This window comes from Cyanobium sp. BA20m-p-22, from assembly GCF_024346275.1.
GTDB lineage: Bacteria > Cyanobacteriota > Cyanobacteriia > PCC-6307 > Cyanobiaceae > Cyanobium_A.
The window spans coordinates 1-26391 of the sequence record NZ_JAGQCQ010000015.1 but is presented as its reverse complement, the minus strand read 5'-3'; the positions used below and the strand labels follow the sequence as shown (position 1 = coordinate 26391).

Annotated in this window: 24 protein-coding genes, 1 tRNA gene and 2 pseudogenes; 18 read left to right on the top strand and 9 right to left on the bottom strand. The window is 66.7% G+C overall.

Translation table 11 applies throughout. The annotated features are described in order from the left end of the window. Positions 1-358, bottom strand: a pseudogene (locus tag KBZ15_RS02740) (aspartate-semialdehyde dehydrogenase); the annotation flags it as partial. Between the two features lie 232 nt (positions 359-590). On the opposite strand from KBZ15_RS02740, the gene tig reads away from it, so the two are divergent. The 5 genes from tig to KBZ15_RS02715 all read left to right on the top strand — a co-directional run bounded on the left by tig (position 591) and on the right by KBZ15_RS02715 (position 6653). Continuing rightward, positions 591-2033 carry a trigger factor gene (gene tig, locus KBZ15_RS02735; RefSeq protein WP_255013124.1) on the top strand — a complete coding sequence of 481 codons (1443 nt, stop codon included), beginning with the start codon at positions 591-593 and terminating at the stop codon, positions 2031-2033. Positions 2034-2087: 54 nt separating this feature from the next. Beyond that, on the top strand, positions 2088-2747 hold the full coding sequence (gene clpP, locus KBZ15_RS02730) for an ATP-dependent Clp endopeptidase proteolytic subunit ClpP (RefSeq protein WP_255013122.1): 660 nt from the start codon (positions 2088-2090) through the stop codon (positions 2745-2747). 64 nt (positions 2748-2811) lie between these two features. Beyond that, on the top strand, positions 2812-4179 hold the full coding sequence (clpX, locus tag KBZ15_RS02725; RefSeq protein WP_255013120.1) for an ATP-dependent protease ATP-binding subunit ClpX: 1368 nt from the start codon (positions 2812-2814) through the stop codon (positions 4177-4179). Between the two features lie 35 nt (positions 4180-4214). After that, positions 4215-4820 carry a lecithin retinol acyltransferase family protein gene (locus KBZ15_RS02720; RefSeq protein ID WP_254929722.1) on the top strand — a complete coding sequence of 202 codons (606 nt, stop codon included), beginning with the start codon at positions 4215-4217 and terminating at the stop codon, positions 4818-4820. A 12-nt stretch (positions 4821-4832) separates the two neighbouring features. Further along, positions 4833-6653 carry a DNA polymerase III subunit gamma/tau gene (locus KBZ15_RS02715; protein ID WP_255013118.1) on the top strand — a complete coding sequence of 607 codons (1821 nt, stop codon included), beginning with the start codon at positions 4833-4835 and terminating at the stop codon, positions 6651-6653. A 32-nt stretch (positions 6654-6685) separates the two neighbouring features. Here the strand turns inward: KBZ15_RS02715 and KBZ15_RS02710 are convergent, their stop codons facing one another. Both KBZ15_RS02710 and KBZ15_RS02705 read right to left on the bottom strand, forming a co-directional pair. Continuing rightward, positions 6686-8038 (bottom strand): glycosyltransferase family 2 protein, encoded by a 1353-nt coding sequence (locus KBZ15_RS02710; RefSeq protein WP_255013117.1) that lies wholly within the window; start codon positions 8036-8038, stop codon positions 6686-6688. A 24-nt stretch (positions 8039-8062) separates the two neighbouring features. Next, positions 8063-9628 carry a SpoIID/LytB domain-containing protein gene (locus tag KBZ15_RS02705; protein WP_255013115.1) on the bottom strand — a complete coding sequence of 522 codons (1566 nt, stop codon included), beginning with the start codon at positions 9626-9628 and terminating at the stop codon, positions 8063-8065. 76 nt (positions 9629-9704) lie between these two features. Here KBZ15_RS02705 and rpmI point away from each other — a divergent pair, with 76 nt between their 5' ends. The 3 genes from rpmI to KBZ15_RS02690 are packed head-to-tail and all read left to right on the top strand — an operon-like array spanning position 9705 to position 10871. Continuing rightward, entirely contained in the window at positions 9705-9902 is a 198-nt protein-coding gene (gene rpmI, locus KBZ15_RS02700) for a 50S ribosomal protein L35 (RefSeq protein ID WP_197152822.1), read from the top strand. 59 nt (positions 9903-9961) lie between these two features. Then, positions 9962-10309: a 50S ribosomal protein L20 gene (gene rplT / locus KBZ15_RS02695; RefSeq protein ID WP_197152820.1), complete on the top strand. Its 348-nt coding sequence runs from the start codon at positions 9962-9964 to the stop codon at positions 10307-10309. 19 nt (positions 10310-10328) lie between these two features. Next, the gene (locus KBZ15_RS02690) at positions 10329-10871 is read left to right on the top strand and encodes a hypothetical protein (RefSeq protein ID WP_255013113.1); all 543 of its coding nucleotides are present in this window, start codon (positions 10329-10331) and stop codon (positions 10869-10871) included. A gap of 10 nt (positions 10872-10881) precedes the next feature. Here KBZ15_RS02690 and KBZ15_RS02685 read toward each other — a convergent pair whose 3' ends face one another. Next, complete coding sequence (locus tag KBZ15_RS02685) at positions 10882-11412, bottom strand: hypothetical protein (RefSeq protein WP_255013111.1); 531 nt, start codon at positions 11410-11412, stop codon at positions 10882-10884. Between the two features lie 58 nt (positions 11413-11470). Here KBZ15_RS02685 and KBZ15_RS02680 point away from each other — a divergent pair, with 58 nt between their 5' ends. From KBZ15_RS02680 to KBZ15_RS02670, 3 genes are all read left to right on the top strand, one after another. Then, on the top strand, positions 11471-12310 hold the full coding sequence (locus tag KBZ15_RS02680) for a thiazole synthase (protein ID WP_315859842.1): 840 nt from the start codon (positions 11471-11473) through the stop codon (positions 12308-12310). Positions 12311-12412: 102 nt separating this feature from the next. After that, positions 12413-13606 carry an NAD-dependent epimerase/dehydratase family protein gene (locus KBZ15_RS02675; RefSeq protein WP_255013110.1) on the top strand — a complete coding sequence of 398 codons (1194 nt, stop codon included), beginning with the start codon at positions 12413-12415 and terminating at the stop codon, positions 13604-13606. Positions 13607-13622: 16 nt separating this feature from the next. Then, positions 13623-14759, top strand: a complete 1137-nt coding sequence (locus KBZ15_RS02670) for a glycosyltransferase family 1 protein (RefSeq protein WP_255013108.1) — start codon at positions 13623-13625, stop codon at positions 14757-14759. 1 nt (position 14760) lies between these two features. On the opposite strand, the gene mrdA is transcribed toward KBZ15_RS02670, so the two are convergent. The 5 genes from mrdA to cbiD form a co-directional block, all read right to left on the bottom strand. Then, positions 14761-16518: a penicillin-binding protein 2 gene (mrdA, locus tag KBZ15_RS02665; RefSeq protein ID WP_255013106.1), complete on the bottom strand. Its 1758-nt coding sequence runs from the start codon at positions 16516-16518 to the stop codon at positions 14761-14763. Between the two features lie 2 nt (positions 16519-16520). Continuing rightward, on the bottom strand, positions 16521-16880 hold the full coding sequence (locus KBZ15_RS02660; RefSeq protein WP_255013104.1) for a hypothetical protein: 360 nt from the start codon (positions 16878-16880) through the stop codon (positions 16521-16523). A 51-nt stretch (positions 16881-16931) separates the two neighbouring features. Further along, positions 16932-17561, bottom strand: a complete 630-nt coding sequence (locus KBZ15_RS02655; RefSeq protein ID WP_255013102.1) for a hypothetical protein — start codon at positions 17559-17561, stop codon at positions 16932-16934. A 46-nt stretch (positions 17562-17607) separates the two neighbouring features. After that, positions 17608-19245 carry a glutamine-hydrolyzing GMP synthase gene (guaA, locus tag KBZ15_RS02650; RefSeq protein WP_255013099.1) on the bottom strand — a complete coding sequence of 546 codons (1638 nt, stop codon included), beginning with the start codon at positions 19243-19245 and terminating at the stop codon, positions 17608-17610. A 61-nt stretch (positions 19246-19306) separates the two neighbouring features. Next, complete coding sequence (gene cbiD / locus KBZ15_RS02645; RefSeq protein ID WP_255013128.1) at positions 19307-20464, bottom strand: cobalt-precorrin-5B (C(1))-methyltransferase CbiD; 1158 nt, start codon at positions 20462-20464, stop codon at positions 19307-19309. A gap of 66 nt (positions 20465-20530) precedes the next feature. Here cbiD and KBZ15_RS02640 point away from each other — a divergent pair, with 66 nt between their 5' ends. From KBZ15_RS02640 to KBZ15_RS02610, 7 genes and pseudogenes are all read left to right on the top strand, one after another. Next, entirely contained in the window at positions 20531-21682 is a 1152-nt protein-coding gene (locus KBZ15_RS02640) for an alanine--glyoxylate aminotransferase family protein (protein ID WP_255013098.1), read from the top strand. Positions 21683-21741: 59 nt separating this feature from the next. Next, positions 21742-22197 carry a hypothetical protein gene (locus tag KBZ15_RS02635; RefSeq protein WP_254929735.1) on the top strand — a complete coding sequence of 152 codons (456 nt, stop codon included), beginning with the start codon at positions 21742-21744 and terminating at the stop codon, positions 22195-22197. Positions 22198-22230: 33 nt separating this feature from the next. Next, positions 22231-22302 (top strand) — tRNA-Gly (locus tag KBZ15_RS02630). A 259-nt stretch (positions 22303-22561) separates the two neighbouring features. Next, positions 22562-22816, top strand: a complete 255-nt coding sequence (locus tag KBZ15_RS02625) for a type II toxin-antitoxin system Phd/YefM family antitoxin (RefSeq protein ID WP_255013096.1) — start codon at positions 22562-22564, stop codon at positions 22814-22816. 40 nt (positions 22817-22856) lie between these two features. Then, complete coding sequence (locus KBZ15_RS02620; RefSeq protein WP_255013126.1) at positions 22857-23084, top strand: type II toxin-antitoxin system RelE/ParE family toxin; 228 nt, start codon at positions 22857-22859, stop codon at positions 23082-23084. Continuing rightward, entirely contained in the window at positions 23062-25452 is a 2391-nt protein-coding gene (locus KBZ15_RS02615) for a TOTE conflict system archaeo-eukaryotic primase domain-containing protein (RefSeq protein WP_255013094.1), read from the top strand. The genes KBZ15_RS02620 and KBZ15_RS02615 overlap by 23 nt, the downstream gene beginning before the upstream one ends. Positions 25453-26015: 563 nt before the next feature. Then, positions 26016-26391, top strand: a pseudogene (locus tag KBZ15_RS02610) (photosystem II q(b) protein); the annotation flags it as partial.

The following is a 26391-nucleotide window of genomic DNA, read 5'->3' as shown; positions in this document are numbered from 1 at the left end:
CCGGATCCATGCGGAAGGCACTGGAGTTGTCGATTACCAGGGCACCAGCCGCAGCCGCCAGCGGCGCCCACTGGCGCGACACCGAGCCACCGGCCGAGGCCAGCACCAGATCGACGCCCTCGAAGGCCGAGGCCTCCACGGGTTGGATGGTGAGCGCACGGCCCTGCCAGCCCAGGCTCTGGCCGGCGGAGCGGGGCGAGGCCAGGGGCAGCAGCTCGGCCACCGGAAAACGGCGCTGCTCGAGCAGCTGGAGCAACTCCTGGCCCACCGCTCCACTGGCCCCCAGAACGGCCACCCGAAGGGGGCGGTTGGGCAGGCACACAGAGCTGGGGGAAAGGCTGGTCTGGACGGCGGTCAAGGGGACGGGAACGGGATCGAAAGCTGCTGGTTTATCCGGGATTGACGTGGAGAGGCCCGGATCGGGGCATACAGGGGGGCGGGATGCTGCCGCAAAGCAAGGAGCTGGGATCAAATCCCAACCCTGCAGATGGGCTGAACCGAACTATTTCCTTCTTCTGCGCCTTTCTAACAATAGGCCTACGGGGCTCGGAACGGCCGCTTTCTAGGATCCGGCCCTGCATCGACTTTCCATGAGCTCTGCCGCCGCCCCAGTTGCCAGCCTGTCAGTCAAAGCCAGCCCCCGCCCGGGCAGCCGGATGGCCCTGGAGGTGGCCATCCCCGCCGACCGCAGCCAGGCCAGCTACGACGCCGCCGTGGAGAAGCTCAGCCGCAGCATCAAGCTGCCCGGCTTCCGCAAGGGCAAGGTGCCCCGCCCGGTGCTGCTGCAGCAGATCGGCCCCCTGCGCATCCGCGCCACCGCCCTGGAAGACCTGGTGGAAGCGGCCTGTCTCGACGCCCTCGAGCAGGAGCCCCTGGCGGCGCTTGGCCGGCCGGAGCTGAGTGAAGGGTTTGAGGCCGTCCTGGCGCGCTTTGAGCCCGGCAGTGCCCTCACCATCACCCTCGAACTGGACGTCGAGCCCACCCCCACCCTCAAGGCCACCAAGGGCCTCAAGGCCGAAGCCGAAACGATCAGCTACGACCCCGCCCGCATCGACGAACTGATCGACCAATCCCGCAAGCAGCTGGCCACCCTGGTGCCCGTGGAGGGCCGGCCTGCCGCCAGCGGCGATGTGGCGGTGGTCAGTTTCAACGGCACCTACCTCGATAGCGGCGAGCCGATCAGTGGTGGCAACAGCGATGCCATGGAGGTGGAACTGGAGGAGGGCCGCATGATCCCGGGCTTCGTCGAGGGCGTGATCGGCATGGCCATCGGTGACGAAAAAACCATCGAGTGCCGCTTCCCCGACAGCTACCAGCAGGAGGAGGCCGCCGGCCGCCAGGCCCGTTTTGAAATCGGTTTGAAGGATCTCAAGTGCCGCGAGCTGCCGGCCCTCGATGACGCCTTCGCCCAGCAGGCCAGCGACAAGGCCACCCTGGCAGAACTGCGGGTAGACCTGGAAATCCGCCTCAAAGACGACGCCGAGCGCCGGGCCAAGGCCAGTCGCCACGACGCCCTGCTCGCCGCCCTGGTGGCGGAGCTCGAGGTGGAGCTACCCGAAACGCTGGTGCAGCAGGAAATTCGCAACCTGTTGGAGCAGACCGCCGGCCAGATCGCCCAGCAGGGCATGGACGTCAAGAAGCTGTTCACCCCCGATCTGGTGCGCAGCCTGATGGACACCTCCCGCCCCGAGGCCGAGGAGCGCCTGCGCCGCAGCCTGGCCCTCAAGGCCCTCGCCACTGCCGAGCAGATCGAGTTGGAGGCCGGCGATCTCGAAGCCAAGTTGGAGGAGATCAGCCAAGGCCTCAGCGACCAGGCCAACATTGACCCGGAACGGCTGCGGCTAGCCGTCGCCGAAGACCTGCTGCGCGACAAGCTGCTCGAGTGGCTCGAAGCCAACAGCACGATCAGCGAGAAGGCCCCCGCCGCCGAGGAAGAGCCAGCCGAGACGACCGACAAGCCCAAGGCCAAAGCCAAGACCAAAGCCAAGGCCGAAACCAAAGCCAAAGCCAAGTCAACCGAGCAGGAGGATTGATCCCAGCCGCTGCTGCAGAGCCCATAGATTGCTTGGCAGGAGCCTTAACCGCGCGTGATCGACGCCACCATTCGCCATCCAGTTCACAGCCACTGGGGCCCCAGTGGCTCGCCGGGGGTGCTGCCCACCGTGGTGGAGCAGTCAGGCAAAGGCGATCGGGCCTTTGACATCTATTCGCGGCTGCTGCGCGAACGGATCATCTTCCTGGGCACCGGCATCGACGACCAGGTGGCCGATTCCCTAGTGGCCCAGCTGCTTTTCCTAGAAGCGGAAGATCCCCAGAAGGACATCCAGATCTACGTGAACTCCCCGGGTGGCTCGGTGACCGCCGGTCTGGCGATCTACGACACCATGCAGCAGGTTTCCCCCGATGTGGTGACCATCTGCTACGGCCTGGCCGCCTCGATGGGCGCCTTCCTGCTCTCGGGGGGCACCAAGGGCAAACGGCTGGCCCTGCCCAGTGCCCGGATCATGATCCACCAGCCCCTTGGCGGAGCCCAGGGCCAGGCGGTGGACATCGAAATTCAGGCCAAGGAAATCCTTTACCTAAAGGACACCCTCAACCGCCTGATGGCGGAGCACACTGGCCAGCCCCTCGAGAAGATCACAGAAGACACTGATCGCGACTATTTCCTTTCACCTGTTGAGGCGGTTGAATACGGCCTGATCGATCAGGTTGTGACCGACTCCAACGCGGTCAAGGCCCCGACTTAACCCCTAAAGATTGGCTGAGGAACCCTGTTCCAAGGTCGATCCTGGACCTAGGACATCCCTGCCAATGCCAAAGTTTGACGCCCACCTCAAGTGCTCGTTCTGCGGCAAATCGCAGGACCAGGTCCGCAAACTTATTGCCGGTCCTGGTGTCTACATCTGCGACGAATGCATCGATCTCTGCAATGAGATCCTGGATGAGGAGCTGGTTGATGGCCAATCCGTCAGCGGTGCCCGCCACACCCCGGAAACCGGCCGCAGCAAGCCTGCGACCAAAAAAATTTCCAAGCCTGCCCCCACCCTGGCCGAGGTGCCCAAGCCCCAGGAGATCAAGGCCTTCCTCGACAGCCAGGTGGTGGGTCAGGAAGAGGCCAAAAAGAGTTTGTCGGTAGCCGTTTACAACCACTACAAACGCCTGGCCTGGCAGGGGGATGGCAAGGGCGAAACGGACCAGACCGCCACCCGCCTGCACAAGAGCAACATCCTGCTGATCGGCCCCACCGGCTGTGGCAAGACCCTGCTGGCCCAGACCCTGGCCGAAATGCTCGCGGTGCCCTTTGCGGTGGCCGATGCCACCAGCCTCACCGAGGCCGGCTACGTCGGTGAAGACGTGGAAAACATCCTGCTGCGGCTGCTCCAGAAGGCCGATCTGGATGTGGAGCAGGCCCAGCGCGGCATCATTTACATCGACGAAATCGACAAGATCGCCCGCAAGAGCGAAAACCCCTCGATCACCCGCGACGTGTCCGGGGAAGGGGTGCAGCAGGCCCTGTTGAAGATGCTCGAAGGCACCGTGGCCAACGTGCCGCCCCAGGGTGGCCGCAAGCACCCCCATCAGGACTGCATCCAGATCGACACCAGCCAGATCCTGTTCATCTGCGGCGGCGCCTTTGTGGGTCTTGAAGACCTGGTGCAGAAGCGGATGGGTCGCAACTCGATCGGCTTCCTCAGCGCCGATGGCAGCAGCCGGCCACGCATCAATAAGGATCGCCATGCGGCCGAGGTGCTGCGCCACCTCCAACCGGAAGACCTGGTGCGCTACGGGCTGATCCCTGAATTCATCGGTCGCCTGCCGGTGAACGCGGTGCTGGAGCCGCTCGACAACATCGCCCTCGAAGCCATCCTCACCGAACCCCGCGATGCCCTGATCAAGCAGTTCCAGACCCTGCTGGGCATGGACAACGTCGAGCTCGATTTCGAACCCGGGGCCGTCGCAGCCATCGCCATCGAGGCCAACCGCCGCAAGACAGGCGCCCGGGCCCTGCGCGGGATCGTGGAGGAGTTGATGCTGGATCTGATGTACGACCTGCCCTCCCGCACGGACATCAAGAGGTTCACCGTGACCCGCCAATTGGTGGAGCAGCGCAGCCAGGCCAAGGTGGTGTCCCTCAGCTCCGGCACCATTGAGGAAGCCCCCCAGCAGGCCAGCGCCTGAGCCCAGGCTCTCGCGTCAGGCGGCCCTCCTCGCCAATGCCCGCCGCCGCCCACCTGCAGGTTCCCCGTCAGCACGGTCTGTTTCTGCACCACGGCATCGACCTGGGCGACGGCAGCGTGGCCCATTACCTCGAGGGCCGCGAAATCCTGCGCAGCCCCCTGGCGGAGTTCAGCCGCGGTGAACCCGTGTGTGAGGTGCCCTACCCGGCGGGCAGCTGCTCCCCAGTTGGCGTCACCCTCAGGCGCGCCATGGGACGGCTGGGCGAGCAGAACTACAACCTGCTCTTCAACAACTGCGAGCACTTCGCCCACTGGTGCAAAACCGGCCGGCACCGCAGCGCCCAGGTTGAGAGCTGGCTGCCAACCACCCTGCTCAGCGGCGCCCGACTGCTGCTGCGCCAGAACAACCACTTGGAGAAGGGCAAGGAGCTCGCCCTGCGCAGCCTGGCCCAGCTCGACCAGCTGCGGCTCAGTCTGCAGGAAAAGCTCGAAGCCGAGCTGGCCAAGGCGGAGGCGCGCTGGGGCGAGGAACGCTTCGCCGCCCTGCGGCTTGCGGCCCAGAGGCTGGCCGACCAGCTGGCGGAGGTCGAAGAACTGGAAGAGCGGCTGCGGCGCCAGTTCGAACCGGGGGAGGACCGGTAACCTCGAGCAGCGATGTCCAGCTACCAGCCCCTCCACCACAAGTACCGGCCCCAGCGCTTCAAGGAGCTGGTGGGGCAGGAGGCGATCGCCGCCACCCTGACCAACGCCCTGCTCACCGGCCGGATCGCGCCGGCCTACCTGTTCTGCGGCCCCCGCGGCACCGGCAAAACCTCCAGCGCCCGCATCCTGGCCCGCTCGCTCAACTGCATCGGCAGCGAGGCACCCACCCCTGACCCCTGCGGCGTCTGTGAGCTGTGCACCTCCATCGCCGCCGGCGCTGCCCTCGATGTGATCGAAATCGACGCCGCCTCCAACACCGGCGTCGACAACATCCGCGAGCTGATTGAGCGCTCCCGCTTCGCCCCGGTGCAGGCCCGCTGGAAGGTCTACGTGGTGGACGAGTGCCACATGCTCTCCACCGCCGCCTTCAATGCCCTGCTCAAGACGCTGGAGGAGCCGCCGCCACGGGTGGTGTTCGTGCTGGCCACCACCGACCCCCAACGGGTGCTGGCCACGATCCTGAGCCGCTGCCAGCGCTTTGATTTCCGCCGCATTCCCCTGCAGGCCCTCGAACAGCACCTGGGCTGGATCGCCGAGCGCGAGTCGATCGGCATCACCCCCGAGGCCCTGCACGTGGTGGCCCAGCGGGCCCAGGGGGGCCTGCGCGACGCCGAGAGCCTGCTGGACCAGCTCAGCCTGCTGCCAGCTCCAATCGAGGCCACGGCCGTGTGGGAGCTGCTGGGTGCCGTGCCGGAGCAGGAACTGCTGGCCCTGGCCCGGGCCCTGGCCGGGGCCGAGCCCCTGGGGCTGTTGGAGGGCTGCCGGGAGCTGCTGGAACGGGGCCGGGAACCCGGCGCCGTGCTGCAGGGGTTGGTGAGCTTGCTGCGGGATCTGGTGCTGGCAGGCGCCGCCCCCGACCGGCTCGAGCTCACCGGCGTCTCAGCCCAATTTCGCGGCGAACTTCCCGAGCTGGCCCGGACCATCGGCAAGGCCCGGCTGCTGCAGTGGCAGGCCCAGCTCAAGGGCAGCGAGCAGCAGCTGCGCCACAGCGTCAACCCACGCCTCTGGCTGGAGGTGCTGATGCTGGGCCTGCTGGCCGAAGCGGTGGTTCTCGCCCCGGCCAAACCCGCTGCGGTTAGCCCAGCGCCGGCAACCCCAGCACCGGTAACCCCAGCACCGGTCCAGCCCGCTCCGGCGCCCCAGTCCGCTCCGGCGCCCCAGCCAGCTCCCCTGCCCCAAACCCCAGTCCAACCAGACCCAGCGCCCCAACCAGACCCGATACCCCAAGCCACAGCGACCGCTGGGTCGCCAAACCTTGCCGAGCTTTGGCAACAGATCCTGGCGGGCCTGGAGCTGCCCTCCACCCGCATGCTGCTCTCCCAGCAGGCCCAACTGGTGCGGCTGGATGAGCGTCGAGCCGTGGTGCAGGTGGCCGGTAACTGGATGGCCATGGTGCAGAGCCGTCTACCCCTGCTGGAAACGGCCGTCACCAATGCCCTGGGCAGCCCGCGCCAGCTCTTGCTGGAGGGGGGTGGCGCCCATTCACCGCCGCCAGCCCCCGCCGCCCGAGCGCCCCAACCTGCTGCCAGCCCAGTTCAGAGCCCCGTTCAGACTCCAGCCCAGGCTCCAATCCAGAGCCCAGTCCAGAGCAAGCCTCCCGTCCAGGCAGCACAACCACAACCGGCTGCGGAGCTGAATCCGGCCAACAAGCCCCCACCCCCCATGGCGCCCCTCGATGAGAAAGCCCGGCGCTTGGCCGAGTTTTTCAACGGCGAAGTGGTTGATCTCGATGGGCCCCTCGAAGGGATAGGCCCAGACGACGCAGCTGCTTGAGGATCAGGGCTTGGAAGATCAGGCCGGGAAAATCAGGCCGCCGCCGGATCCTCAAGCGCAGGCTCCTCCTCTTCCCCGAGGTGCATGGTCTTGGCCCACACCAGGGTCTTGGGCCTCAGGGCCATGCGCAGGCTGGTCCAGGGAATCACAACAAACCAATGGCCCATGTAGGCAATGCCTAGGGCCAGGTTCCAGGGATTCATCGCCGGCAGGGCCGGGCCTTCCCGGGGTCGGCTACAGCCGGCCATGATCGCGCCACCGGAGAGCCCGAAGGCCACAAAGGAGAGGGGCCAGAGGGTGGGCGGGGTGCGGGTGATCGCCGCACCGAAGAGGTCGGCGATCGCCACCACCGGCAGGCCGTACTGGAGCAGAAAAAAGCAAACCAAATCGAGCTTTTGAACCCCACTGAGCCGCTCCGAAAGCAGGCCCGGGAGGTAGTCGAAAAATCGTTGCAGGCCCCCTTCGGCCCAGCGCTGGCGCTGGCGCCAGAGGGCAGCCAGGCCGAGCACCGCCTCCTCCTGCACGGGCGGATCCCAGAGCAGCCCGATCGGCTCGCCCTCAAGCAGCAAGCGGAAACTGAGATCCAGGTCATCGGTGACCGTCGCCTCGTTGAAGCCCCCACTCCTGAGCAGGGCATCGCGGCGCAGCAGCTGGCCGTTGCCCCGCAGTTCCACGATCCCACCTGCCGCCAGCCGGCCCTGCTGGATCACCGCATCGAGCGCCATCTCCATGGCCTGGGCCCGGGTGAGCCAGTTGACACTGGCATTCACCTCGGCCTTGCGCAGCTGGACGGCCGACCAGCCGCCTGTTTCAGCAAATGGGATCAGCCGCTCCAGGGTGTCGCTCTGGAGATCGGCATCGGCATCGAGCACAAACATCCAGCGGCCCTGCAACTGCTGCAGCACCAGGTTGAGGGCCCCCGACTTGCCGCCGCCGGCATCGGCTTCCCGCCGCAACACCTGCAGAAAGGGATACCGCTGCTGAAGCTCGGCCAGCAGCTGGGGGGTGCGGTCGCTGCTGGCGTCGTCAATCACCCAGAGCCGAAGCTGCCCTTGCGGATAGCTCAGCTGGGCAATGCGCTCCACCAGCCTGCCGATCACGGCCTGTTCATCGCGGGCCGCCACCACCACATCCACCGCCGGCATCGGGGCCGGCATCGGGGCGGGAGGCAAGCCCGAGGCCGGAGGGGGGAGGTAGGGGCGGAAGGCCTGCAGCAGCAGGGTGCGGAGGCTGTAGCCACCCAGCACCACGGCCAGGATGAGGGCTGGGATCAACCGCAGGGGTTCAGGCAGCCAGTGGGGAGCAAGCCCGGCCCCGCCACAGGCGACCAGGAACAGCCCCGACTTGCCACGACGGTGATCGGTGGAACTGCCACCCGCAGCCATGGCGATCCCAGAAGTAGGTGGATCCTAGGGGGAACCGGCCGCAGACCCTGGGTCCCTGGGCAGGGCGACCAGGGGCTCCAGACTGGTGCCTGGGTAGTAGTGCCCAAGGATTTGCGCCAGGCTCCAGCCCCTGCGGGCCAGATCGATGGCGCCCGCCTGGGACAACCCGGCGCCGTGGCCAAAACCGCCCCCATCAAATCGCCAGCGACCCGAACCTTCCGGACGCAGAACAAACAGGGTGCTGGGCAACTGGCGCAGATTGCGGCGGATGGCATCGCGCCTCAGCACGACGCTTTGGGGCTCTCCGGCCGGGCCCCTGGCGTCGATGGCCAGGGCCAGCACCCGGCCACTGGGGCCCCGCTCCAGCACGGTCAAACGGGTTGGGGTGCCGAGCTGGGGGGCCGTCTTGGCCAGGGCCCGCTGGATCTGGGCCCCATCCAGCAGGCGGGTCCAGCGGAAGCGGGGGTGATCGAAGCCATAGGCCCGGGAGGTGGCTGCCAGGGCCGCCGCCACCCCGGCCGGCTGCAGGGGGAGGGTCACCTTGGCCTGGATCGCCCCGGGGCCATCCACCCAGGGCCGCAGGTAGGGGAGGGCGGAGCCATTCCACACCTCCTCGAAACCGGCCGAAATGCCCCCATTGGTGGCGTGATACACCCCATGAATCGGCGCCCCCTGCCAGGCCAACACCTGGTGGCGGGTCACCCCGATAGCCCGGCGCACCGCCGGCCCCGCCAGGCGCGGATCGGCATACACCTGGCACTGGGTGTCGGCGCAGAGGTGGTAGCCATCCACCGCAAAGCGCCCCTGGTTGCGCAGGGCCCAGGTGCGGGCCAGCACCGCCTGGGCCGCGAGGGCGGCCGGCGGGGCCCCTGCACCGATCTCATGGGGCACCACGCCCAGCAGATAGCGCTCCAGGGGCACCTCCTCCACCAGGGTCCAGCTGCCGTAGGCATCGCCCTGCAGCCGGAAGGGCCCGGCGAACACCCCTCCCTGCCAGCGCAACCCGCCGGGCGCCTCCAGCCGCAGGGGGCCCTCGAGCAGCACGGCGTCCCCACCGGGCCGGCGTAATTCCAATGCCAGGCGCTGGCGCTGGACCTGCTCCAGCCGCCGCGGCGTCACCCCCGCCGGAACCGGCGCCTCCAGCGCGGCCCACACCTCCCACTCGGCCGGATGGGCAATCACCACCTCCGCCCCGGCCTGGCGCCAGCGGGCGGCAGCCTCCTCGGCACTTTCGTAGCTGGCGAAGGGGCCCCACACCTGGCGGCGCAGGGTGAGGGGTTCGGCCAGGGGAACGGAACGCCACTGGAGCAGGAACTCCGGGGCGGCAAACCGCTCGCCCCTGGAGGTCTCCAGCCGCAGGTTGCCTGTGGCACTGCGCAGCCGCAGGGGTGTGGGCGGCTGGAGCTGGGCCGCCAGGGCAACCCAGAGCACGGGCGCAGCGGCGGAGACGGGCGGCGGCGGCGGCACCTGCCAATGCAGGGCTGCCGCCTTCAGGGATGCCGCATTACATCCCCCGCTCAACAACAGCGCACTGGCCCAGATCCCTGCTTGCAGCACTGGTGGGGCCGGGGGAATGGGGAACCGGAACATCGCAGCAGGCGGGTGGCTTGGAGGAGGGTGGGGCTACGTCGTACTCTGCTTGTTTGTGCCCGCCGCGACGCGAGACATGCCGAAGCTCAAGACCCGCAAAGCGGCCGCCAAGCGGTTCAAGGCCACCGGCACCGGCAAGTTCATGCGTCGCCGGGCCTTCCGCAGCCACCTGCTCGATCACAAGAGCCCGAAACGCAAGCGTTACCTGGGCACTATGGCGCTGGTTGACGAGCGCGATGCGGACAACGTCAGCGCCATGCTCCCCTACGCCTGACGGGGTTTTGGCCCCAACTCTTTACTTTTTCCTTCCTGATTCACCCCTGATTCACCGCCATGTCACGCGTCAAGAGGGGCAACGTTGCCCGCAAACGCCGTAACAAAGTTCTGCGCCTAGCCCGGGGCTTCCGCGGTGGCAACGGCTCCCTCTTCCGCACCGCCAACCAGCGGGTGATGAAGGCGCTGTGCAATGCCTATCGGGATCGCCGTCGCCGCAAGCGCGACTTCCGCCGCCTCTGGATCGCCCGGATCAACGCCGCGGCCCGCCTCAACGGCCTCAGCTACAGCCGTCTACTCGGTGGCCTGAAGAGAGCTGACGTGCGCCTGAACCGCAAGATGCTGGCCCAGCTGGCCGTGGTTGACCCGGCCAGCTTCAGCAGCGTGGTGGGTGCCGCCCAAACCTGAAATCCCCTGGTAGGTCCCCTTGGACGCCCTCCTTCCGCAGACCTACCTGATTGGGCTGATCGTTCTTCTGGGCGTGGCCGCCGTAGTGGTTGGGCGCCAGCTCTGGCGGGTGCGCGCCGATGAGGTCACCCTGGCCAAATTGGAGCAGAAGGATGGCAACCAGCCCTCCGATGCAGCCACCCTCTATGAGCTGGGCTCGGTGCAGTTGCGCAAGCGCCTGTACGGCCAGGCCGCTGAATCGCTCAAGCAGGCCCTGAAAAAAGCCGAGGCCGCCAAGGAGCCCGCAGAAGCCCAGGCGGTTATTGAAAACGCCCTGGGCTTTGCCCTGGCCGCCCAGAACAACTACAAGAGCGCCATCCGCCACTACCGCCTGGCGCTCGCCGCCAAACCGGCCTACCCGGTTGCCCTCAACAACCTGGCCTACGCCCTCGAGAAGCAACTGAAGCTCGAGGAGGCCAAAGAGGCCTATGAGCAGGTGATGGCCCTCGATGCCAGCAACAAAACCGCCCGCAAACGGCTCAAATTGCTGGCCCGTAAGGCTGGATTGGACCAGAGCGCCTAAATCCAGCTCTTCACAGCCCGCCAGCAGCTGGACTGGAGCCCAGGGGCTTCAGATCCAAGCGGCCCCCGGGGTTGGTGAGCCGGGGAGACTGCCAGCCGGATAGCCGCAGCCCCTCCAGCCCCGTGAAGACGCCACCCATCTCCAGGCCCGCCACCTCGCACTGGCAGAGCATCACCAGATCGAGCTGGTCAGACTCGGCGTTCAGATTGCCCTGCACCGGGGTTGTGACCCCGCCGAGGGTGAGTTCTCCGCGCAGGTCAATCATCTGCCCCATCGGCGTCACGCTGGCCAGCAGCAGCTCGGCAGGGACGCTCTGGCCGGGGCCGCTCTGGCCGATGCCAAAGGATTGGTACCCGCCACTCCAGGTGCGGGCCATCTGGGTGGCCAGCACCTGGGCGCGGGCCACGGGATCGAAGGTTTCGGCTCCGACGGAACCAACCGCCAATGGGGTGGACGCCCCTGCCGGCGAGGCCACCAGGGCCATCAGGGCCAAGGGGGCAGCGGCAAGCCAGGGGAGCGAGCGAAGAATGGCCAGGGACACGGTGGGGAGAACCAGCTAGTGGGAGGCTAGGACCGTTGCCAAGCTCCGGCCCTGCTCCGTGGTCACCACCGCCGCCCCCACCCCTGCCCCCTGCGGCAACGCCCCCAGCGACCCGCTGGTGATTGCTGGCCGCAGTTTCAGCAGCCGCCTGATGACCGGCACCGGCAAATACCCCAGCCTCGAGGCGATGCAGGCCAGCCTTAGCGCCAGTGCCTGCGAAATCGTCACCGTGGCGGTGCGGCGGGTCCAGAGCCAGGCTGCCGGCCATGGGGGCCTGATCGAGGCCATCGACTGGACCCGCATCTGGATGCTGCCCAATACGGCCGGCTGCGCCACTGCAGAGGAGGCCGTGCGGGTGGCACGGCTGGGCAGGGAATTGGCCAAGCTCGCCGGCCAGGAGGACAACACCTTCGTGAAGCTGGAGGTGATCCCCGACACCAAACATCTGCTGCCCGATCCCTTCGGCACCCTGGAGGCCGCCGAGCAATTGGTGAAGGAAGGCTTCACAGTGTTGCCCTACATAAATGCCGATCCGCTGCTCGCCAAACGGCTGGAGGAGGTGGGCTGCGCCACCGTGATGCCGCTGGGCTCGCCGATCGGTTCCGGCCAGGGCATTCGCAACGCCGCCAACATCGCCCTGATCATCGAAAACGCCCGGGTGCCAGTGGTGGTTGACGCCGGCATCGGCGTGCCCAGCGAGGCCGCCCAGGCGATGGAAATGGGCGCCGATGCCCTGCTGATCAACAGCGCCATCGCCCTGGCTGGCAATCCGGTGGCGATGGCCAGGGCCATGGCCCTGGCTACGGAAGCTGGACGCAGCGCCTTCCATGCCGGACGCCTGCCGATCCGAGCTGAGGCCAGGGCCAGCTCCCCGGGAACCGGCCTGGTGGGCAGCTGAAGCAGGCCTGGCAAGTCCAGGGCCGAACGCCTGTAGTAGCTTGCCCAGCGGAGCATCTGCTCGGCCTGCGGGGGTCTGGGATTTTTCAGAATGGGGGTTGGGATGAAGGTCTTCGTTCTGGGTGGCGACGGCTTCTGCGGTTGGCCCTGCGCGGTGAACCTGGCGGATGCGGGCCACGAGGTGGTCATCGTCGACAACCTCAGCCGCCGCAAGATCGACATCGATCTGGAGGTGGAGTCGCTCACCCCAATCGCCACCATGGGTGAGCGGCTGCGGGCCTGGGAGCAGGTGGGCGGTAAGCCGATGCGCTTCCTGCACCTCGACCTGGCCCATGAGTATCAGCGGCTGGTGGATCTGCTGCTGGCGGAGCGCCCCGATGCGGTGGTGCACTTCGCCGAGCAGCGCGCCGCGCCCTACTCAATGAAGAGCAGCGCCACCAAGCGCTACACGGTCGACAACAACGTCAACGGCACCCACAACCTGCTCGCCGCGATCGTGGAGAGCGGCCTCGACATCCACATCGTCCACCTGGGCACGATGGGCGTCTACGGCTACGGCTCCCACCGCGGCGCCACCATCCCCGAGGGTTACCTCAAGGTGGAGGTGCCCCAGCCCGACGGCAGCCGTTTTGAGGAGGAGATCCTGCACCCGGCCAGCCCGGGCAGCGTCTATCACATGACCAAGACGCTCGACCAGCTGCTCTTCCTCTACTACAACAAAAACGACCGGGTCCGCATCACCGACCTGCACCAGGGCATCGTCTGGGGCACCAACACCGAGGCCACCGAGCGGGACCCGCGCCTCACCAACCGCTTCGACTACGACGGTGACTACGGCACCGTGCTCAACCGCTTCCTGATGCAGGCGGCGATCGGCTATCCGCTCACCGTGCATGGCACCGGCGGCCAGACCCGCGCCTTCATCCACATCCGCGACTCGGTCAAGTGCGTCCAACTGGCCCTGGAAAACCCCCCAGACCGGGGCGAGCGCGTCAAAATCTTCAACCAGATGACCGAAAGCCACCAGGTGGGCGAACTGGCCCGCAAGGTGGCGGCTCTCACCGGCGCCGAGATCAACTACCTGCCCAACCCCCGCAACGAGGCCGTTGAAAACGACCTGATCGTGGACAACCGCTGCTTCATCGAGCTGGGTCTCAACCCCACCACCCTCGATAACGGCCTACTGGCCGAGGTGGTGGATGTGGCCCGCCGTTGGGCCGACCGCTGCGACCGCAGCCGTATCCCCTGCGTCTCGGCCTGGACCCGCACCCAGGCCCAGGCGATTCAAATGGCCTGAGGCGGGACCTGAACCCTTGAAAATCGCCTTCTTCACCGAAACCTTCCTGCCCAAGGTCGACGGGATCGTCACCCGGCTGACCAAGACGGTGCAGCACCTGGTGGCGGCCGGCGACGAGGTGTTGATCTTCTGCCCGGAGGGTGCGCCTGCCAGCTACATGGGGGCCAAGGTGGTGGGGGTGCCGGCCATGCCGCTGCCCCTCTACCCCGAGCTCAAGCTGGCCCTGCCGCGGCCCGCGGTGGCCGAAGCCCTCGACCTCTTCCAACCCGACCTGGTTCACGTTGTCAACCCGGCCGTACTGGGCCTGGGCGGCATCTGGCTGGCCAAAACCAAGGCCTACCCGCTGGTGGCCAGCTACCACACCCACCTGCCCAAATACCTGGAGCACTACGGCATGGGCATGCTCGAGCCCCTGCTGTGGGAATTGCTCAAAGCCGCCCACAACCAGGCCCGGCTCAACCTCTGCACCTCCACGGCGATGGTGCAGGAACTGAGTGAAAAGGGCATCCAAAACACTGACCTGTGGCAGCGCGGTGTGGATACGGAGCTGTTCAGACCCTCCCTGCGTTCCGAGGCCATGCGGGAGCGGCTGCTCAACGGCCACAGCGACACCGACAAATTGCTGCTCTACATCGGCCGGCTGTCGGCCGAAAAGCAAATCGAGCGGATCCGGCCCGTGCTCGATGCCCTGCCGGAGGCCCGGCTGGCCCTGGTGGGGGATGGGCCCTACCGCCAGCAACTCGAGAAGATCTTTGCCGGCACCCCCACCCACTTTGTGGGTTACCTGGCCGGAGAAGAGCTGGCCTCGGCCTATGCCAGCGGCGACGCCTTCCTGTTCCCCTCCAGCACCGAAACCCTGGGCCTGGTGCTGCTCGAAGCAATGGCAGCCGGCTGCCCGGTGGTGGGCGCCAACCGCGGTGGCATCCCCGACATCGTCAGCGATGGGGTGAACGGCTGCCTCTACGAACCAGACCAGGAGGGCAGCCTGGCCGCGGCCGTCGAGCGCCTGCTGGGCGATGCCAGCCAGCGGGCCCAGCTGCGCCAGAACGCTCGCCAGGAAGCGGAGCGCTGGGGCTGGGCTGGCGCCACCGACCAACTGCGCAGCTACTACAAACGCCTGCTGGCCCATCCCGAGCTGCAGTTGGTCGCCTGAGTCAGGGGCGGGCGGGGGCAGCGGCCAGAGCGCCCCGAAACCAGGTGGTCATCAACGCCTTCACCATCGGTGCCGCCACGGTGCCGCCATAGCCCCCTGAGTTTTCGCCGAAGGCGATGATCACCAGGGTGGGCTTTCCAGCTGGGGCATAGCCCCCAAACCAGGCATGGTCGGGCCGGGGTGGGTCCTCACCGGTGCCGGTCTTACCAGCCACGGCCGGCAGGTTGGGGTCGTTGAGCAGGGTGGCAGTGCCGTTGGTCACCACCTGACGCAGGCCGTCGCGCAGGATTTTCAAGGTGGCTGGCTTGAGCCCGATCCAGGTGCGCTCGGTGGGGCGCTCCACCAGGTGGGGGGTCACCAGCCAGCCCCCATTGGCCACCGCGGCATAGAGCCGGGCCATCTGGATCGGTGTCACCTGCAGGGCCCCCTGGCCGATGGCCGAGGTGATTGTGTCCACGGGCGTCCATTCCTCCCCCAGCGCCTCCCTTTTCCAGGCCTGGTCACCCAGCAGCCCCGGCGTTTCCTCCCCCTTCAACTCGATGCCCGTGACCTGGCCGTAGCCCATGCGGCGGGCAGCCTTGAACAGCTCATCGGGGCCCACCTTGAGCCCCACCTGGTAGTAGAAGGTGTTGCTGCTCACCGCCAGGGCAAGGGGAAAGCCGATCGCCCCGTGGGCGCCATGGTCGCCATAGCAGAGGCCCGCGTAGCAAAAGGAGTTCATCGTCATCACCTTCGAGTCGGCCGCATAGAGGCCCGATTCAAGGCCCGCGATGGTGGTGACGATCTTGAAGGTGCTTGCCGGGGGAAAGCCCTGGAAGGCGCGATTGAGCAGGGGGGCATCCGGGGTGTTGAGGCTGGCCCACTGGCCCGTGCTCGGAGCGGGGGAAAACACATTGGGATCAAAGGTGGGCCGACTGGCGAGGGCCCGGATGGCTCCGGTCTGGGGATCGAGAGCCACGATCGCCCCCTTGCGGACCCCATCGAGGGCCCGCTCCGCCGCCTGCTGCAACTCCAGATCCAGGGTGAGGCGTAGGTCCTTCCCCGCCCTGGCGGGTTTTTCGCCCAGGATTCGCTGCACCTCACCCGCCGCATTGACCTCCACCTGCTGGCCGCCCCACTCGCCCCGAAGGTGGCCCTCGAATTGCTTCTCGACGCCACTGCGGCCCACCCGATCGCGGATTCGGTAGCCCTTGGGCTGGAGCTGGTCGTATTCCTCCTCGGTGATGCCGCTGGTGTAGCCGAGCACGTGGGCCGCCAGTCGACCGTGGGGATAGCTGCGCAGGATGTCCACATCCACCTCGGCGCCGGTCAGGCCGGCGGCCTGCTCCTTGAAGCGCAGCACCTGCTCAGGGCTGAGCCCCCTGGCCAACTCAATCCGAAATCCCTCCGCATTGGCACCGCTGCGACGCTTGGCATCCAACTCGCCAGCCCCCACTGCCAGCACCGCCGCCAGCCGATCCCGCAGGGCGGGCCACTGGGTCTCGCCCACCTCCCGGGGCTGGATGTAGAGGTTGTAGGTGAGGCGGCTGCTGGCCAGCACCTGGCCATGGCGATCCAACAGCCGGCCCCGGATCGGATTACGGGGCATCAGCCGGATTCGATTTTCATCGGCCCTGGCCCGATTCTCAGCGCCGTGCACCAGCTGCAGCCAGGCCAGCCGCGCCACCATCGCTCCGCTGAACAGCAGCACCACCGCCAGCAACCAGGCGGGCTGCCGGCCAATGCCGCAATGGCGCGAAGCCCCTGGACCAAAGGCCATGGTCAGTCGGATTCGAGCCGCTGCTCCAGCAGCTCCAGCCGCTCAGCTATGCGGGCCAGACCCTCTTGCAACTCCAGGGCGTCCTGGGGATCAGCCGGCTCGGCCGCCACGTCGTGCACCTCCACCTTCATCACGGGGTTGCCCAGGCCGGGGCTGACCCGGTCCAACCCCTGGCGCAGCTGACTCGCGGCCGGTTCCCCCTCCTGGCGCAGGCTGCCGAGCGGATCCTCTGAGCGGCCATCAAAGGCAGCCAGCACCGCCTGGGGACCGCCCTTGCGAGCGCGGTCGACCACCGCCAGGCCGACGGGCAATAGGTCCTGCATCAGGGTGAGCCGCAGGGCATCAAATGGGTCAGTGGCCATTGCGGCAGTCCTGGCTCAAGATTGCCAGTCTGACCTGCCTGGGGCCCCGGATCAGGGGGCTAGGCGCTGGATGCCCGGATTGACGATCACCTGGCGACAATTTTGCTGACTGCCCCACCACCAACCCCCAGCCACCGCAATCACCAGCAAGGAGGCCAGGGGCACCAGGGCCTGGCGGGTCACATCGAGGGAAAGCCACTCCATCCAGGCGAGCCAGCTGCGCTCCCGGTCGAAGCGTCGCCGGGCCTTGTGCTCCTCATTCAGGCGCCGCTTCAGGGCCCGGGCCACCCAGCGTTCAAAGGACTGCTTCTTGGTGACCGCCATCTTGCGCTCCACCTCGAGCAGCTGGCCGGAGGTGAGCTCGGGGTTGAACGTGCTGATCAGCTCCAAACTCTTGATGAACATCTCCACCGCCCCATCCTTGGCATCGCGCTCGTCCTTATCGAGCAGATCCCAGTTGACTTCGGGGTAGAACCGGGCCCGGTTGGTGAGGATCTGCTCCTCCATTAACTGGCCGGGCTCCCGCAACCAACGGTCGGTATTGGCGTCGAAGCGGCGCCAATAGAGAAAGGGGTTGAGGTAGACGGTCTTAGCCCCGAACTGGATGCTGTCCTGCTGCAGCCTGCGCTGCCTGTCGGAATCAGGGGTTGTCGAGCCGGAGGGCACGGTGGCAGCAGTCACGACGGCAGGGCTGGGAGCCGATGGTATCGAAGCTGCGGGGCCGGGGCTACTCCCACTCGATCGTGCCGGGGGGCTTGCTGGTGATATCGAGCACCACCCGGTTGACGCCCTTGACCTCGTTGACGATGCGGTTGGAGATCGTCTCCAGCAGGTCGTAGGGCAAACGCGACCAGTCGGCCGTCATGCCGTCTTCCGAGGAGACGCAGCGCACCACGATCGGGAAGGCATAGGTGCGCTTGTCGCCCATCACCCCCACGCTGCGCACCGGCAGCAGCACGGCAAAGGCCTGCCAGATCTCGTTATAAAGGCCGGCCTCACTCACTTCCTCGCGCACGATCAGATCGGCATCGCGCAGGATGTTGAGCTTCTCGCTGGTGACCTCTCCCAGGATGCGGATCGCCAGGCCCGGCCCGGGGAAGGGGTGACGACCCACGATCTCCTGGGGCAGTCCCAGGCTGCGGCCCACCTTGCGCACTTCGTCCTTGAACAGGCGGCGCAGGGGCTCCACCAGCTTGAACTGGAGATCCTTGGGCAGGCCGCCCACGTTGTGGTGGCTCTTGATCTTCACCGCCACCCGCTCGCCGGTTTTGGGATCGATGCCCGTGCCGGCACTTTCGATCACGTCGGGATAGAGGGTGCCCTGGGCCAGGTAGGCGAAGGGGCCGAGACGCTTGCTCTCCTCTTCGAACACCCGGATGAACTCCGTGCCGATCAGCTTGCGCTTCTCCTCCGGATCGGTAACACCATCCAGCTTGTTGATGAACCGCTCCCGGGCATTGATGTATTCGACGTTGATGTGGAAGCGCTTATCGAAGAATTCCACCAGAAATTCAGGCTCCCCTTTGCGCATGAAGCCCTGGTCGATAAACATGCAGGTGAGCTGATCGCCAATCGCCCGGTGCAGCAGGAAGGCCAGGGTGGAGGAGTCCACACCGCCCGACAGGGCCAGCAATACCCGCCTATCGCCCACCTGGGCGCGCACGTCGGCCACGGCCTCGTCGATGAAGGCGGCGGTGGTCCAGTCGGCCTCACAGCCGCAGATGTGGTACACGAAATTGCGGATCAGGGCCATACCGCAGCTGGAGTGCACCACCTCGGGATGGAACTGCACGCCGTAGAGGCGCCGCTGGTGGTCGGCAACGGCCGCTTCCGGGGTGTTGTCGGTGTGGGCCAGGCGCGCAAAGCCATCCGGCAGGCGCTGCACCGAATCGCCATGGCTCATCCACATCGTGGAGCCCGATTCCACGTTGGTGAGCAGGTCGATCGGGTCGTCCACGTGCAATGGCGCCTTGCCGTATTCGGCGCGACCGGCGGCCACCACCGCCCCGCCCAGCTGCTGCACCATCAGCTGCATGCCGTAGCAAACCCCCAGCACCGGGATGCCCAGCCCCCAGATGGCCGGATCACACACCGGCGCCCCGGCCTCATACACGGAATTGGGGCCGCCGCTGAGGATGATGCCCTTGGGTGCCAGGGCCGCCAGCTCCTCGGCGCTGGTGGTGTATGCCATCACCAGGGAGAACACCTCGGTTTCCCGCACCCGCCGGGCGATCAGCTCGGAATACTGGGAACCGAAATCCAGGATCACGATCGCCGGGTACCGGCTCGACTGGGAGGTGGCGTCTATCTGGGGCGACAAGTTGATCTGGGGCGACAGGGCGGTGGGGGATGCGACTTGGGACATCAACAGCGCTAGGCCCGGGGCATTCGGGCCAGCCTAGGGGCGGCTGCCTAAGGCCGCCTGACTAGGGCCGCACTCCCATGGCCGTGAGCTGCTCCAGGCCCGCGGGCCCAGCGGCGCAGATCCGGCGGGAACGGTCAAAGAGCACCGCCCCCACCGCCATCTGCTCCTGGCCGTAGCGGGCCAGATAGGCCAGGCTGCGCCGCTCCACCGCCGCCGCGATGTGCTGGCGCAGCTGCTCAGCCCTGGGGCCATCGAGCCGATCCAGCTGGGCCAGCGCCTCCTCCACCGTGGGGGCATCGTGCAGGGCCTGCAGCGCGGCACCCCCCAGGCCCGCCAGGGCTGCCAGCGCCGTGAGCACCTCGGCCCGGCCATCGGCCAGGTGGTGGTGGGTATGGAAAATCCCCCCGGCCAACTTGATCAACTTGCCCTGGTAGCCAAACAACAGCAAGCGCTGAACGCCGGCCTCCGCTGCCGCCACCAGCAGGGGCCCAAGCCAGTTGCCGGCCTTCAGCAGCAGCTGGGGCGGCACCCCCAGCTGCTGGGCCAGGTCCAGCCCATTGGCGCCGATCACCAGCACCAGAGCGCCGCCAAAATCCTCGGCGCCGCAGCGCTCACGCAGCTCGGCCAAGGCCAGGCCCAGCTGATCTGGGGCCGCACTGCGCTGAACCTCGGCCTGGGTACCGATCAGGGCCAGCCCGTCCACTACCCCAAAGGCGGCGTTGCTGGTGCGCTCTGCCAAGCGCCGCCCCTCGGGGATCACCACCACCAGCTCAAGGCAACGGCCCTCGGGCAGCAGGGGCCGGAGATTGCACTCCAGCAGCTGGCGGGCATAGGCCGACAGGCAGGGCTCGCCGCTGGCCTGCAGCACCCCCACCCCCTCGCCGGCCCGCAGCTCAAGCCAATCGCCAGGGCCCTGCCGCCACCGCAGCAATACCCACAGGGCCAGGCCCCGGGTGAGATCGAGCACCTCCGGCCCCGGATCGCAGTGGGCCATGGCCAGCACCCAGCCATCGGCCAGGGGCGCGGCCGCTTCCACCGGCACCAAAGCGGGCGGAGGCCCGTTCTCCGGGTTGGAGTTGTTGGGATCGAGCCAAAGGGGCTGGAGCCGCTGCCAGGGCTCAGCCCGCAGGGTCAGCAGGGCCGCCCGCGCCGCCGCCGTCAGCCAAACCGGCACGGTGTAGCCCTGGGGCTCGGTCGGCTGGGCCACGGGGGAGGACAGGGGCGGGATTGTTTTTTATGGTGGTGGATTGGGCGGCCCGATGCCGCCAGCCCTACCCCCCTAACCATGCAGGACAAACTCAGCCTGATGATCCCCGGCCCCACCCCGGTGCCGGAAACCGTCCTGCAGGCGATGGGCCGCCACCCGATCGGCCACCGCAGCGCCGACTTTCAGAAGATCGTCAAGCGCACCACCAAGCAGCTGCAGTGGCTGCACCAAACCACTGGCGACGTGCTGGCCATCACCGGCAGCGGCACCGCGGCCATGGAGGCCGGGATCATCAACGTGCTCAGCAAGGGCGAGAAGGTGCTCTGCGGCGACAACGGCAAGTTTGGGGAGCGCTGGGTGAAGCTGGCCAGGGCCTATGGCCTCGACGTGCAGGTGATCCAGGCCGAGTGGGGCCAGCCCCTCGATCCCGAGGCCTTCCGCGCCGCCTTGGAAGCGGACACGGCCAAGGCGATCAAGGCCGTGATCCTCACCCACTCGGAAACCTCCACCGGCGTGATCAACGATCTGGAAGCGATCGCCAAACACGCCCGTGTCCACGGCACCGCCCTCACCATTGCCGACTGCGTCACCAGCCTCGGCGCCTGCAACGTGCCAATGGATGAGTGGGGCCTCGATGTGATCGGCTCCGGCTCCCAGAAGGGATACATGATGCCGCCGGGTCTGGCCTTCGTGGCAATGAGCGAGCGGGCCTGGGAGGCCTATGGGCGCTCCGACCTGCCCAAGTTCTATCTGGATCTGGGCAAATACCGGAAATCGGCCCGGGCCGACAGCAACCCCTTCACCCCGGCCATCAACCTCTACTTCGCCCTCGAGGCGGCCCTGGAGATGATGCAGGCCGAGGGCCTGGAGGCGATTTTTGCCCGCCATGCCCGCCACCGCGCCGCCGCCCAGGCCGGCATGGAGGCCATGGGCCTGCCCCTCTATGCGGCAGAGGGCCATGGCAGCCCCGCCATCACCGCGGTAGCCCCCGAGGGCATCGACGCCGAGGCACTGCGCAAGGCCGTCAAGGAGAAGTTCGACATCCTGCTGGCCGGCGGCCAGGACCACCTCAAGGGCAAGGTGTTCCGCATCGGCCACCTGGGCTTTGTGTGCGACCGCGACGTGCTCACGGCCGTGGCCGCCATCGAGGCCACCCTGGCGGATCTGGGCCTGCACAAGGGCAGCATGGGGGCAGGCGTGGCTGCAGCTGCGGCGCAACTGAAACGCTGAATAAGGGTGGCAGAAAGAAGGCGGTTGCCTATGGTTCCCTTCAGCCATAACCCGGTTTCATGCGCCGCCCTCTGATTGCCCTCACCTGCCTGGTAGCCCTGGCGGCCGCCGGCTGCCAGAAGCAGGATCTCGCCAAGAAGGAACAGAAGACCGAAGCCCAGATATGCACCCAGCTGGCGGCGGTAGGCAAGGCGCTCGATCAGGTGGCGGCCCTCAAGCCCAGCTCCACCGTCGGCGAGGCCACTGCTGCCGACAGGGCCCTGGCCACCTCGCTGGCGGCGCTGGAGAAGACGGAGCAGAAGCTCGAGCAACTGCGCCTGCAGAACTTCCAGACCCAGCTCAAGGCCTTCAAGGGCGAAGTGGCTACGGTCGCCAGCAACAAGAACCAAACCCTCGAGCAGGCGGCACTGACACTCAAGGCCAAATCGACGCCTGTAATCGCCGCCCGCCGCGCCCTCTCGGCTGCGGTGAAGTGTGAGGAGCCCGCAGCGGCAGCTGCGCCCGCCAAGCCCTGACAGCGGGGCTCCGATGGACTAAGTTAAACACCTGCGGGTGTAATTCAGTGGTAGAATGTCAGCTTCCCAAGCTGAACGCCGCCGGTTCGAGTCCGGTCACCCGCTTTTAGTCCAGGGCTGAAAATTTGTTGTTTCGCAAGCGATCACTTCGCTTCCCACTCGCTGGCAGCACGCCAGAAGTTAACTGTGAATGACAGCTAATACCCGCGATTGGTTCAACCTTCTCACAGGGCTTCTCACCTCCGGGTCGTTTCATGGCCTGATTTGACCGTCCTTGATCGGCCCGAGTTGTCGCCGTGGATCGACCGAACCTGAGACCTGACTTGCGACCTAAGATGCGGTTCTGACCCGGCCTGACCCTCTGATGGCGCACCGCGTCCTGAGCGAGACCGCCGTGAGCATCTCGGATCACAAGAAGAACCCGATGGCCACCGTGGCGGCCGGTGAAGGGATGGCGGTCGCGGTGCTCAACCGCAACGAGCCGGTCTTCTACTGCGTTCCGGCCAAGGCCTACGAGGAGCTCATAGATCTCGTGGAAGACCTGGAGCTGGGCCGCATTGCCGATGCCCGGCTGGCGGATGGGCAGGAGCCGCTGCGGGTCAGCCTCGATGAGCTATGAGCTGGCCTTTCATCCCGAGGCCCTGCGGTAATGGCGGACCCTGAGCGCAGGGATCCGGGAGCAGTTCAAGAAGAAGCTGGCCGAACGGCTGATCGAACCGCGGATACCAGCCTGCAAGCTGCGGGGATCCAGTTATCGCTACAAGCTCAAACTCCGCGCCGCTGGTTTCCGCTTGGTCTACGAAGTGCGGGATTGCAAGGTGCTGGTGCTTGTTGTGGCAGTAGGCAAGCGGGAGCGCATGAACCATGGCCGACTCCATGCCCTCTGAGCTGGATCAGCTGCGCCGGGAGAACGCTCGCCTGATTGGGCTGCTGGAGACGCACGGCATCGCCTGGCGCCCCGGCACACCTAGCCCATCTGAACCTGCGCCGATTTCGCTCCAGGCCCCAGTGAAGGGTCCCGCTTCAACCCAAGAGAAGCTGGCCCTGTTCCAGCGTCTCTTCCGCGGCCGCGACGACGTCTATGCCCTGCGCTGGCAGAGCAGCAGCAGCGGGCGCTCCGGCTACGGGCCTGCCTGCGCCAATGAATGGCGGCAGGGCATCTACGAAAAGCCGCGGGTGGCCTGCCGCGATTGCCAATACCGGGAGCTGCTGCCGCTCAGCGATGAAGCGATCTATGGGCACCTGGCCGGAGACCACACCCTCGGCCTCTACCCCCTGCTGGAAAACGACCATTGCCACCTGCTGGCTGTCGACTTTGACGAGCAGGACTGGCGGGACGACGCCCGGGCCTTTATGCGCTCTTGTCGGGAGCTGGCGGTGCCCGCAGCGCTGGAAATCTCCCGCTCCGGCGAGGGCGCCCACGTGTGGGTGTTCTTCGAGGAGGCCGTGTCGGCGCGGGAGGCTCGCCAGCTGGGGGCCGCCTTGATCAGCCACACCTGCTCCTCGACACGCCAGCTGGAGCTGAGCTCCTATGACCGGCTGTTCCCCAACCAGGACATCCTGCCGAAAGGCGGCTTCGGCAACCTGATCGCCCTGCCGCTGCAGAAGGAAGCCCGGCAGCGGGGCTGCAGCCTATTCGTGGATGACGACCTGAGTCCCTATCCCGATCAGTGGGCCTATCTGGCGACTCTGCAGCGCTTGTCTCTAGCGGGGCTGAAGAGCGTGATCCAGGGCGCCACCGGCGGTGGCCATCCCCTCGATCTCGCCTTCATCGACGCGGAGGACCTGGCGACCCCATGGCTGACACCTCCCCCGGTGCCAAAGCTCAGCGGGCCGCTGCCGGCGGCGCTCACCCTCACCCTGGCTGATCGCCTCTATGTGGAGCGCTCGGGCCTGCCGCAGCCACTGCTCAATCGCCTGATCCGTCTCGCCGCTTTTGCCAATCCAGCGTTCTTCAAAGCCCAAGCCATGCGCCAGTCGGTGTGGGACAAGCCGCGGGTGATCGGCTGCGCTGAGAACTTCCCGCAACACATCGCCCTGCCGCGCGGCTGTCTGGAGCCGGTGCAGACCCTCCTGCAGGAGCAGGGAATCGGCTGGGAGCTGGTGGATGAACGCCAGAGCGGCTCACCGCTGGAGCTGGCGTTCGCGGGCCAGCTGCGCGCTGACCAGAAGACCGCGGTGGAGGCGATGCTGCGCCACGACATCGGCGTGCTGCAAGCGCCGACAGCCTTCGGGAAAACCGTTGTGGCGGCAGCGATCCTGGCGCGCCGCGGGGTCAACACCCTGGTGCTGGTGCATCGGGCCGAGCTGTTGCGTCAATGGCAGGAGCGGTTGCAGACCTTCCTAGACGTCCCCGCTGAGGCGATCGGTCGCATCGGTGGCGGCAAGGTCAAACCCTCCGGCCGCCTCGACATCGCCGTGATGCAGTCCTTGGTGCGGAAGGGGGAGGTGAACCCCGTGGTGCAGAACTACGGGCAGGTGATCGTCGACGAGTGTCACCACATCGCCGCCGCCTCCTTTGAAGCAATCCTCAAGCAGCTGAAGGCCCGCTATGTGCTGGGGCTTTCGGCCACCCTGTTTCGCCGCGATTGTCTGCAGCCAATCATTTTTATGCAATGCGGACCCATCCGCCACAGCGCCCAGCGGCCCGCCGGAGCGCCCCAGACCCTGGAACTGGTGAGCCGAACCCATCAACTCGAGGGGCTGCCCGCCGATCTACCGATCCATGAGCTGATGCGCCGGCTGGTGGAGGATCAAAGACGCACCGACCGGATCGTGGCCGAGGCCCTCGCCTGCTGGGAAGCGGGCCGCAAGCTGCTGCTGCTCAGTGAGCGCACCGGTCACATCACGGCGATCGCCAACGCTCTGGCTGATCAGGTACCGAGCCAGTTTTTGTTGCATGGCCGCCTGAGCGCACGCCAGCGCAGCGCCACCCTGGCCGCGCTGGAAGCGTTACCACCGGAGGCGCCCCGTATCGTGCTGGCCACCGGGCGACTGGTGGGTGAGGGCTTCGACCATCCACCGCTCGACACCCTGCTGCTGGCAATGCCCGTGTCCTGGAAGGGCACCCTGCAGCAGTATGCCGGCCGCCTGCACCGGCATCAAACTGGGAAAACCAGCGTGCGGATCATCGACTGGCTCGACCTCGGCCATCCGGTGCCTCAACGCATGTGGGAGCGGCGGCTGCCGGGCTATCGGGCCATGGGGTACGGGCTGATTTCAGATCAGCAGACCATGCCGAGTTTTTGGAGCTAGAGGAGATCGACAATCTCTCAGAAGCAACTGCCGTAGTCGGAGCCTGCGTCATCGGTTCCGCTCCAGGACAGTGAGAACGCCCCATTTGTGAGGCTCAGCCAGCGCATCAAGCCAAGCGGCGATAGGGCTCCTGATTTTTGCTCAGAAACAAATCAGCGGCTGACCGCTCAAACTCGCTGACATGGAGAAGTCGAGCTGTTTTGCTCATAGATAGGGCCTGCTGGTCGCTGAACTCGATCGCAATTCCCACCGGCGGCATCCAACTGGAGGTCTGATGCAGTTCAGATTGGCAGCAAAGATCGGTGATGGCCTTAAAGCAACGCAAGGCTCCGCAAGGGGTGCTTGCTGCGGGTCCTCTCGAGTTGAGGCCCTGCTGGGCGTGATAGGTGGGGCTGATGGCGGTGATCAGTTCTGCTGCTGATCCAAAGCAGATCAAGGCGGCTGGAATGTGTGAACAGGTGTTAAGTTGAAATGAGCGAGCGGTTTCCGCCCCGCATCTACCTACCGCTTTCCTGCAGAGCCTCCCGGCAAACGTCAGGCAAGCCCTTCCCCAAACCGTTCTCATGACAACCACTATTCAGCAGCGCCAAGGCGCTTCTGCGTGGAACCAGTTTTGCGACTGGGTCACCTCCACCAACAACCGCCTCTACGTGGGCTGGTTCGGTGTGCTGATGATCCCCTGCCTGCTGGCTGCCACCATCTGCTTCATCGTGGCCTTCATTGCCGCACCCCCTGTCGACATCGACGGCATCCGTGAGCCCGTAGCTGGCTCCCTGATGTACGGCAACAACATCATCTCCGGTGCTGTTGTCCCTTCCAGCAACGCCATCGGCCTGCACTTCTACCCCATCTGGGAAGCCGCCAGCCTCGATGAGTGGCTGTACAACGGTGGTCCTTTCCAGCTGGTGGTCTTCCACTTCCTGATCGGCATCTACGCCT